The sequence below is a fragment of the Rheinheimera sp. genome (assembly GCF_036568245.1).
In the GTDB taxonomy this organism is placed as follows: Bacteria; Pseudomonadota; Gammaproteobacteria; order Enterobacterales; family Alteromonadaceae; genus Alishewanella.
On sequence record NZ_DATCSY010000037.1, the window covers coordinates 1 to 4,126 of the forward strand.

General features: G+C 44.6%; 5 protein-coding genes and 1 tRNA gene. 2 read left to right on the top strand and 4 right to left on the bottom strand.

Translation table 11 applies throughout. From position 1 onward, the window contains the following. Together VIN66_RS01625 and VIN66_RS01630 are read right to left on the bottom strand one after the other, a co-directional pair. Positions 1–1,263 (bottom strand): response regulator (locus VIN66_RS01625; protein ID WP_331922368.1); only part of this gene is annotated, 1,263 nt, incomplete at its 3' end. Between the two features lie 113 nt (positions 1,264–1,376). Next, positions 1,377–1,461, bottom strand: a tRNA-Tyr gene (locus VIN66_RS01630). Between the two features lie 123 nt (positions 1,462–1,584). On the opposite strand from VIN66_RS01630, the gene VIN66_RS01635 reads away from it, so the two are divergent. Beyond that, positions 1,585–2,058 carry a VC2046/SO_2500 family protein gene (locus VIN66_RS01635; RefSeq protein WP_331922369.1) on the top strand — a complete coding sequence of 158 codons (474 nt, stop codon included), beginning with the start codon at positions 1,585–1,587 and terminating at the stop codon, positions 2,056–2,058. A 14-nt stretch (positions 2,059–2,072) separates the two neighbouring features. On the opposite strand, the gene VIN66_RS01640 is transcribed toward VIN66_RS01635, so the two are convergent. Both VIN66_RS01640 and VIN66_RS01645 read right to left on the bottom strand, forming a co-directional pair. Next, positions 2,073–2,546, bottom strand: a complete 474-nt coding sequence (locus VIN66_RS01640; protein WP_331922370.1) for a YchJ family protein — start codon at positions 2,544–2,546, stop codon at positions 2,073–2,075. Between the two features lie 74 nt (positions 2,547–2,620). Continuing rightward, on the bottom strand, positions 2,621–3,064 hold the full coding sequence (locus VIN66_RS01645) for a hypothetical protein (RefSeq protein ID WP_331922371.1): 444 nt from the start codon (positions 3,062–3,064) through the stop codon (positions 2,621–2,623). 165 nt (positions 3,065–3,229) lie between these two features. Here VIN66_RS01645 and VIN66_RS01650 point away from each other — a divergent pair, with 165 nt between their 5' ends. After that, positions 3,230–3,928, top strand: a complete 699-nt coding sequence (locus VIN66_RS01650; RefSeq protein WP_331922372.1) for a DUF3581 family protein — start codon at positions 3,230–3,232, stop codon at positions 3,926–3,928. Positions 3,929–4,126 lie beyond the last annotated feature (198 nt).

Consider the following 4,126-nt stretch of genomic DNA (forward strand, 5'->3'; position numbering starts at 1 on the left):
CATCAGCTCAGCAGGTACCAGCTGCGTCAGGCTTTGAGCCTGCTCAAACTCACCAATCTGGTTTAACAAAAATATGGCGTCCGGCAACACCTGGTGTTGTTCGGACAACTGGTCGGCAACGGCTGCATAAGTTTTCTTCGCCTGATATTGCGCACCGCTAAGCGACTCTAATCTGGCTTGGCACAACGCTTCAAATAGGCCAAAATCGATTTCGCGTGTCATACCTTCGTCACGTTTCACGCGTTGTAACGCCAGAGAAACCTCTTGCAGATAACGGTTACGTTGGTTGGGGTCATCCGTTCTCACAGCGGCATCAATTACAGTGCGTATATAGTTCAGCAGATGCACGATATCTTGCTTAATTGAACGCCGGGTGATCTCATACAGCTGCTTACTGGCTTGAACCTGTAGCGGAACATTATTAAGTTTACGTGCAATCTCAATAAGCAAATACTGGCGTGCCATACTGTAGGGTGCTATTTCAGCTGCGATTTGGATGCTACTAAATGCTTGCTCCTGATCTCCGGTGGCTTGGTAAGTCATCGCCTGTATATCGTAAGCTTCAGCAAAATAGCGATTGCTTTCTATGGCTTCCTGGCATAACGCCAAACTTTCATCAAAACGTTGCAATTCGAAACATAACTTCGCTTGTAACAACAATGCCCAGCCGCTGCGGTGTTGGTTAAGGCTGTTTTGCAGGATCTGCTCTGCTTCATCGTACCTGTGCAGAACGAGTAAGTTCTCCACCATGACTCTTTTACAGAACTGCTGATAACGGCTTTCGCTTGCTATCGCCTGCTGACACAACTCAATTGCCCGTTCGGGTTGGTCGTCAAACAAGGCCTGATACAGTGCCGCCAAATGGGCTTTTTTTCGCTGTATACGCTGAATACGGCTGCGAAGCACATTTTGTGAAAAAGGCTTGACCAAATAATCGTCTGGTTCGAGTTCGACAGCACTCATAACCATCGGCACTGTATTTTCACCAGTCACCAGCATAAAAATACTGTGGGGCGCCAATAGCTTTTTTTCTCTCAGATCTTCCAGCAGCTGCTTACCGTTCTTGCCAACACCTAAGTGATAATCAACGAAGAGTATGTCGTAACTGACCGTGGCACATTTTGCTAATGCTTGTTCGCCTGTTGGCGAGAATGCCACATTTGTTGCTCCCATTTGATACAAAATACCTTTAAACATCAATTGGAAAGCCCGTTGATCGTCAACAATAAGAACACGTTGATTCTCAAGCGTTTTGTTATCCATCAGTACCACATTAATTCAATAGTAATTTACGACTAAGTGTCGGAAATATCTGACAGATAAGCAAGAAAATAATGGATGGAGTGATGCTATAACAGTTGCGGTAAACAGGAAGATGGTGGAGGGGGAAGGATTCGAACCTTCGAAGGCAGTGCCGGCAGATTTACAGTCTGATCCCTTTGGCCACTCGGGAACCCCTCCACGAGTGGACGGCATATTATCAAACTCACTTTTGATGTAAAGCCATTTACTAAACTTTTTTGTCTGACTGCCGATAATTCAGTCAGATAAGAACATATGAAGCCGCGAAACAGTTTATTTAGAATGATTATTAACGAATGGCAGCTTGATTCCAGACTTAATACTGCGCTTCAGCAAGCGCAGCGGGCAGATTTTTCTTTATATCTGGCGTTGCTGTCGCCTGCTATCGAAGAATCCGCTGAGTTTTTTACACCTGATGCAGTATCAGAGATAAAAATAAGCGAAAATTTGTATAATAAATTTGGAATTCGTCCGGCACGAAGCTTCGCTATGGCTCAAGAAGATCTCAAGGTGCTCAGCCAACATACCCAAGCCTTATTACAAGGAGGTTTGGCGAGTTTGAAGCTCGCGATGAGCTTGAGCATAGCGCCATTACAGCAACATGATGACAAGAAACGGCTTAGCAGCGATGTCTTGCAGGCTTTGAGCTTGCATAGCCACCGACGGCTTTTAGAGCCAGAATTGACAAAACCGCAAGCTGATCCCGCTGCAATTTATGAGGTACTACAACAGTTACATACAGAAGACGTAGCGTAGTCAGTTTGTTAACTTTAATGACCAGAGATTAAATGTTGCTGACATTGTTTAAATTTCTTCCCGCTATTGCAGGGACATCGCTCATTCCGCTGTATTTTTCTTGGCGTTTGTTCAGTTAATACACCATCAAGATAGTACCATTGATCTTCGAGCACAAAACGTGATCGTTCCCGAAATTGGTATAGCAGATTATGCTGAATATATTTCACCGTAAATTCGACAAAACCCTCGTTTAGGCTTTGCTCCGCGCTGTGTACATCTAACATGATAAAGTGGCTGTCATGCGCAAAAGCAGCCAGGGCTGCGGCTGGGTTTTCTTGCCGCACTGAAGGGTGATATGTCAGGTATATATAATCAATGGCTTTATGGCAGTATGCACTATAACGGGAGCGCATTAGCTGCTCGCAGTAGCGTACCTGCAGCTGCCCACTAATAAAAGTATGGCAACATAAGTCAAACGGTTTAGCGGAACCACAATAACACTGCATAACGATAAATCTGATAAATTGATGCAGCAATTCTATCGTATGCTAGCCCTGTTGTCCTGCGACGATGCAGGTGGTTAATGCTTAAATATTCTCTGTGCTACGTGCTCGCTCTGATAGAACCAAATATTGTTCTTGGCAGCAAGTTTTCGGCATTGTTCTAATTGTTGCTGCCCCAAAGGCTCTCCAAAGTTGATAACCACTTTGCAGCTGACCGAGGTAAGGGCCTGTGTTAAAGTTGCCGCCAGATTGCTAATTTGCTTCTGATGCACTACCAGAACATTATGCAAAGACAATTGATAATTCTCCGCCCACTCTTTGTCTGGCAAGCTCGAAGGTGCCACAAGCAGTATCCATCCATCCTGACTTTGATGTTGCTTGATTAACTGTAAAAGGCTTTGCCGGGGGAGGTGGCTGCTATTATCTGCGTTGATGCCAGCATGAACGAGAGTTTGCAACACACAGCTGTCGCGGTCAGTGGTCGATTGAAATAATGGACGACGCAATACATTGTTATACATACAGTCACCTAGTGGTTATTTATACAGTGTACGCATATACAGTATTCGCCTGTTGGACGAAAAGCAAGCATATTTTTGCAAATATTATAGATGTACTGGCTAGACCATTAGTGAGGCGAATTTAGGTAGAATGGCCGCCTTAAGTGTATTGCGGATAGGTGATAGATGTTGTTAGAAAAGTATGTTCAGCAAAATGGTGAGTATTTTAGCTTTACCCGGCAGCAGGCAAGTGACTTTGCAAAACAAGTCGCGTCTGACTTTAATCCTATACATGATGAGGACGCAAAGCGCTTTTGCGTGCCAGGCGATTTGCTTTTTTCGTATCTGTTAACCCGCTATGGTGTTGCACAGCGCCTTAGCTGTCAGTTTTCTGGTATGGTTGGTGCCGAGGTAGAGCTGCATTGCGCTGAGGATTCTGACGTCATTACTATTGTTGATGGTCAGAATAAAAAGTATCTCTCATTTCAGCGCAGCGGGCCATCCCAGCAAGACCTGAATGTTATAGAGCCGCTTATCCAGGATTATGTCAGATTTTCTGGCCAGAACTTTCCTCATATATTGCAGCCATTAATGCAACGACATAATGTAATGATTAACCCTCAGCGACCGCTGGTGATATATGAAAGCATGGCACTGGAGTTTGAGTTTTTACCGTCACAGAAAGTAGATTTAAGTTTGACAGCATCGTCATTGTCAGTTGAAGGGAAAAGAGGCAATGCACTGCTGCAGTTTTCACTGAAAGAGAACGGCAAATCGATCGGCTCTGGAGAGAAGCGGATGATTTTAAGTAATCTGGTTCCTTATGACGACGTGCAAATGACTCAAATGGTGCTGGAATACAACAGCCGCAAAGCTGTGGCCTGATGAATTTTTTAGAAATACGGCTGTTTTGCTTGTTTTCTGGGCGGTTGATATATTTTCCTCAATTTACCTGTTGCGTGTGTTCAAAAACGCCCTATAATGCGCGCCATGCCACGGGGTGCTGCGGTTCGGGTGCGTCGGGTGAGTTAAAAAGTCTCTCAAAAATCTTTTAAAAAGGCGCTTGACAGACGGGTTTAAATC

What these genes read in the sequence shown, in the direction of transcription:
- VIN66_RS01635 (WP_331922369.1), top strand. Translation starts at nt 1,585, where the DNA reads ATGATTATTAACGAATGGCAGCTTGATTCCAGACTTAATACTGCGCTT.
- VIN66_RS01640 (WP_331922370.1), bottom strand. Translation starts at nt 2,546, where the DNA reads ATGCAGTGTTATTGTGGTTCCGCTAAACCGTTTGACTTATGTTGCCAT.
- VIN66_RS01645 (WP_331922371.1), bottom strand. Translation starts at nt 3,064, where the DNA reads ATGTATAACAATGTATTGCGTCGTCCATTATTTCAATCGACCACTGAC.
- VIN66_RS01650 (WP_331922372.1), top strand. Translation starts at nt 3,230, where the DNA reads ATGTTGTTAGAAAAGTATGTTCAGCAAAATGGTGAGTATTTTAGCTTT.